Annotated in this window: 3 protein-coding genes; all 3 read left to right on the top strand. The window is 34.3% G+C overall.

Going from position 1 to position 4,773, the window contains the following annotated elements:
- Window positions 1-473: 473 nt before the first annotated feature.
- From VB711_RS01305 to VB711_RS01315, 3 genes are read left to right on the top strand one after another with little or no spacing between them, the layout of a single operon-like run.
- Window positions 474-1,487 carry a response regulator gene (locus VB711_RS01305; protein ID WP_416233543.1) on the top strand — a complete coding sequence of 338 codons (1,014 nt, stop codon included), beginning with the start codon at window positions 474-476 and terminating at the stop codon, window positions 1,485-1,487.
- A gap of 19 nt (window positions 1,488-1,506) precedes the next feature.
- Window positions 1,507-2,010, top strand: a complete 504-nt coding sequence (locus VB711_RS01310) for a chemotaxis protein CheW (protein WP_323283868.1) — start codon at window positions 1,507-1,509, stop codon at window positions 2,008-2,010.
- A 21-nt stretch (window positions 2,011-2,031) separates the two neighbouring features.
- Entirely contained in the window at window positions 2,032-4,689 is a 2,658-nt protein-coding gene (locus VB711_RS01315) for a methyl-accepting chemotaxis protein (protein ID WP_323283869.1), read from the top strand.
- Window positions 4,690-4,773: the final 84 nt, after the last annotated feature.

Genomic DNA, 4,773 nt, shown 5'->3' on the forward strand with positions numbered 1-4,773 from the left:
TTTGAACGCTTATTCCTTGCACTGGATTCACCTTTTTCACCTTCAAACCCGTAGATTATGACCGGGGCTATTAGTCCCCAGTCAAGCAGCAAGTGACAGCATTTTAACCAGGATAAGGATTAAAGTGGCATAGCTTGTTATTCACGAAAATTAGTTAGTAGAAATACATAAATAAGAATCTTGAATATCATTGACTAAATCAGTATTATTACTGTGGTCATTTACCTACTTCTCAATGGAGAGTGACTTTATCTGGCATTTACATTTTTTGTCTGATTTCCCCAAGATGTCGGATAAACTCAGTATAGGCAGGTAAGTTGACAAAGATTTGATCATCTTTAACGAACGGGTTTAAAATTGATTATTCCTACCAATCAAAACAAAATAATCCATACTGAACACTACAAACAATTTAATCAATTATACTTAAATTTAATTGCAGAATATCTGCCGTAAACAGTAAAATCACAATCATGACAACTTCTATAAGTAGCTACAAGATATTTCAGAAACTACACCCCTTATCCCTACTATCACAATTAAGCGATCGTCAAGTTACAGGGTGTTTAAACGTATTGAGTGAGGATGTATCTTGGTCGATCTATTTAGACAAAGGTAAACTTACTTATGCCTCCTATTCAGATCGAGTATTAGAAAGATTTCAAAGTCACTTAGAAAGATTAAATCATCCAATCTCTAACATCAACAGCACAACTTACGAACAGATGCAGCTAATGTTAGTAAGTAACAATCAACCAGAATTAATCTCACAATCAGAATATCAATTTATTTGCTGGTTAGTCGATCAAGAATATATTACACCCGCACAAGCAGGAATGTTAGTAGAAGAATTAGCTAAAGAGGTGATAGAGTCATTTTTGTGTTTAAAAGCAGGGAACTATAAATTACAGCCAGATAATTACTTAAATGAACTACCAAAATTCAGTCATTTGGATTTGCGATTAATAGTCAAACATTGTCAAAAATATTTACTTCCGCGACCAAATACCCAACCTACTAGACTATCGGCTGATCCTTTATCCACTTATAAACAACCTGAAGAAGAATTTAATTATCTCATCACTCAAACTAAAGAAAATAATCAATTATCCAGTCAAAAAAAGACATTCACGATCGCCTGTATTGATGATAGTCAAACAGTATTAAATTCTATTAATCATTTTTTAGATAACTACAGATTTTCAGTTGTAATGATTAATGATCCGATAAAAGCCTTAATGCAAATAATTAGAAGTAAGCCAGATTTAATTTTACTAGATGTAGAAATGCCAAATCTAGATGGCTATGAATTATGTTCATTACTAAGAAGGCATTCATCATTTAAAAATACACCTATTATTATGGTGACTGGTAGAAGTGGATTTATAGACAGAGCAAAGGCTAAAATTGTCAGGGCATCTGGTTATTTGACCAAGCCTTTTAAAAGATCAGATTTAATAAAAATTGTGTTTAAACACATGAGATAATTATTACTTAATGCCCATAATGAAAAATTCCAATATTACTCTTTCTTCCCAACCGAACCAACACAGCTTAGGAGATAACTATCTTAAATTTCAACTAAATCAACAAACTGCGGCTGTTTTATCAATCAAATATACCCAAGAAGCGATTATTGTCCCTGTAGAATCTGTAACGGCCATGCCTAATATGCCAGTGTGTATATTAGGATTGATGAATTGGCGTAGTCGGATTATTTGGACAGTTGATTTACCAAAAATGTTTAATTTAGAATGTATAGATCATCGCCTACGGCAGTACAATGTAATTGTTGTTCGAGTGGAATCACAGCTTTTGGGTTTAGTTGTGCAAGAAATCAAAGGTACTACTAAATTTACAAATGATGAAATTCGTTCTCCTATAGGACAAGTAGCATCTAGTTTAGTACCTTATTTATGTGGTTGTATAGTTCAGGAAGAAGAAATATTTTTGGTGTTAGATGCACCAAGTATTATCAATCATTCTGTTCTTAATGTCAGAGGAGATTAATAAATTTAGGAAAATTACTTTATGTTTAATAAGATAAAATCAGTTCATAGTAACGATACTGCAAATAAAACATCGCCGATATCATTACCAAAAGTTGTAGAAAATCCCAGCCAGAGTAACAAGAAAATTGTGTCTAATTCTCCTAATAATCGTGTAGTGAAATATTTTCGGCGCGTCGGTTTAAATACAAGAGCCTTGATTTTTTTAATAATTACCTCCACATTACCAATCATAGGATTTGCCGCATTTACTTACACCTTTGCCAGTAATTCGTTAACAAAACAAATTAGCTTAGATCAGCAAACAAAAACAATTGATCTAAGTAATAAAGTTCACCATTTTATATTAGAACGCTATGGAGATATTCAGGTATTATCGAATCTTCCATTTTTAACAAGTGCTAAAGTTAGTACCAATACCAATATTCAAGAAAAACAAGCAGCATTAGATCTATTTGTCAAAGCTTATAAAGCCTATGACAGCGTTGCAGTGTTGGATCTTGACGGAAGAGTAATTGTTAAATCTAGAGGTAGAGATATTGGTGAGGAAAGAAACCGGAAATATTTTCAAGATGTGATCAAAAATAATGCACCTGTAATTAGTCAACCAGAAATATTAAAAAATAGAAGTGCAGTGGTTTATATGGCTGCACCAGTTAAAGATACAGTTACGGGTCAGACCATAGCCGTAGTCAGAACACGTATACCATTAAAGTCCTTAGAAGAGATCATAAAAAGTTATACTGCTCAGGAAAATAAATATTATTTTTTTGATGATATAGGTAACATTTTTCTGACAGCTAAAGAGGATGATTTAGGTAAAAATGTAAATGAGATATATCCAAATTTAGATAATTTGTTAGAATTAAAAGGTGTAGAAGTTGTTACAAAAACTCAACAGCAAAAACTAATCAGTTATGCACAGTTACCAGAAATAAAAGAGTTAAGAGATTTTAAATGGCAAGCAATTCTAGCTCAGGATCAAGTAGTTGCATTAGAACCACAAAAACAACTTTTAAGCTTAATTGCTAGTATAACAGCATTAATTGTATTACTTATGGCATCGCTGGCTTTATTTGTGGGTTGGTTAACCATGAATGGCACAAAGAGAGTTGTGAATAAAGTGCTGCCAGCAAGCAAGGTAGGACAAGATAAAAACAATCTATATTCTGCGACAGACATAGAGGTTAAATGGCTGAAATTGCTTACGGTTATTAACCAGCAAATTAGTAGATGTTTTCAAGTAGAAGAAATCTATCAAATGGTAGTGCAAGAAGTTCGTCAAGTTCTACAAACGGACAGAGTAATATTCTATCAACTAAGTTCTACGATTGGGCAAGGAATAGTTGTCGCTGAGTCGGTGGTTGGTGATTGGGAAAGGATGATTAATTTACACGGTGATCATCCCTATTTTCAAGAAATAAATGTAGAATCTTATCAAGATGGGAGGGTAAGAGTTGTTGGTGCTAATATTGACGAAAAACCAAACCAGAATAAAAATCATACTGAGTTGTTAGAAAAGTATGCCATTAAAAGTAGTTTAATTACTCCGATTATGGTGCAAGGGAAACTTTTCGGGTTAGTGATTGTTCATGATTGTCAAATTTACCGTGTTTGGCAACCGTTGGAAGTTGATTTATTTGCACAACTGGGAATTAACATTGGTTATGCCGTTGAAAAATCGAAACTTTTGGAGCAGATTCAAGCTAGTCCTACAAATATTCAAAATCTCCATATTTTAAAGTTACTGAGCATTAGTTCTCAAGGGAATTTTACAGGTAAGTCGGAGATGATATCCAATGAAATGAACCTTTTTACAGATTTCTTTAACTCGATGATAGAAAGTTTACGGGATATAGTCAATCAAGTTAAAAATGCTGCCAGTCAGGTGAATATAGCAATTGGTTCTAATGAGGATATTATTCAGGAATTAGCTGAAGAAGCACTAATGCAAGCGGCTCAAATTAATAGTAATTTAGATGCTGTTGATCAGATAAATAATGCTATACAGGCTTTAGCTAATACGGCTCAAGAAGCTGCTAATACTGCTACTTCCAGTGGAGAAGCGATGGATTTGACTGTGCAGAATATTTTATTTTTGCGGGATACAGTTGGTGAAACTGCAAAAAAAGTCAGACGGTTGGGAGAGTCGTCTCAACAAATTTCGCGGGTGGTGTTTTTAATTAATCAAATTGCTATGCAGACTAATTTGTTGGCAATTAATGCTGGTATTGAAGCAGCGCGAGCGGGGGAAGAGGGACAAGGTTTTGCGGTGGTTGCTGAAGAAGTTGGCGAATTAGCAGCTAGGAGTGCCACTGCTACTCAAGAAATTGAGCTAATTGTCGAGAAAATTCAGCGAGAAACGAGTGAAGTTGTGCAAGCGATGGAAGTCGGGACTAATCAGGTAGTTGAAAGTACCAAAATTGTTGAAAATGCCAAGGAGAATTTGAATCAGATTTTTGATATCTCTCAACAAATATATTCTTTGGTTCAGTCAATTTCTACTGCTACGGCTTCTCAAGGACAAACCTCACAAATTGTTAGTCAATTGATGAAAGATATTGCTGCTGTTTCTCAACGCAGTAGTGATTCTTCTCGCCAAATTTCCCAATCTTTACAAACTACGGTGGAGATATCCCAGAAGTTGCAGGAGACTGTGGAAACTTTTACGATTAGTTGAGTTATTCAATCACGATCACGGATTTAATGGATTACACGGATGGCACGGATTTGAAGATTATTTAATCACCAATCACCAATCACC

The organism is Cronbergia sp. UHCC 0137 (assembly GCF_034932285.1).
GTDB lineage: Bacteria > Cyanobacteriota > Cyanobacteriia > Cyanobacteriales > Nostocaceae > Cronbergia.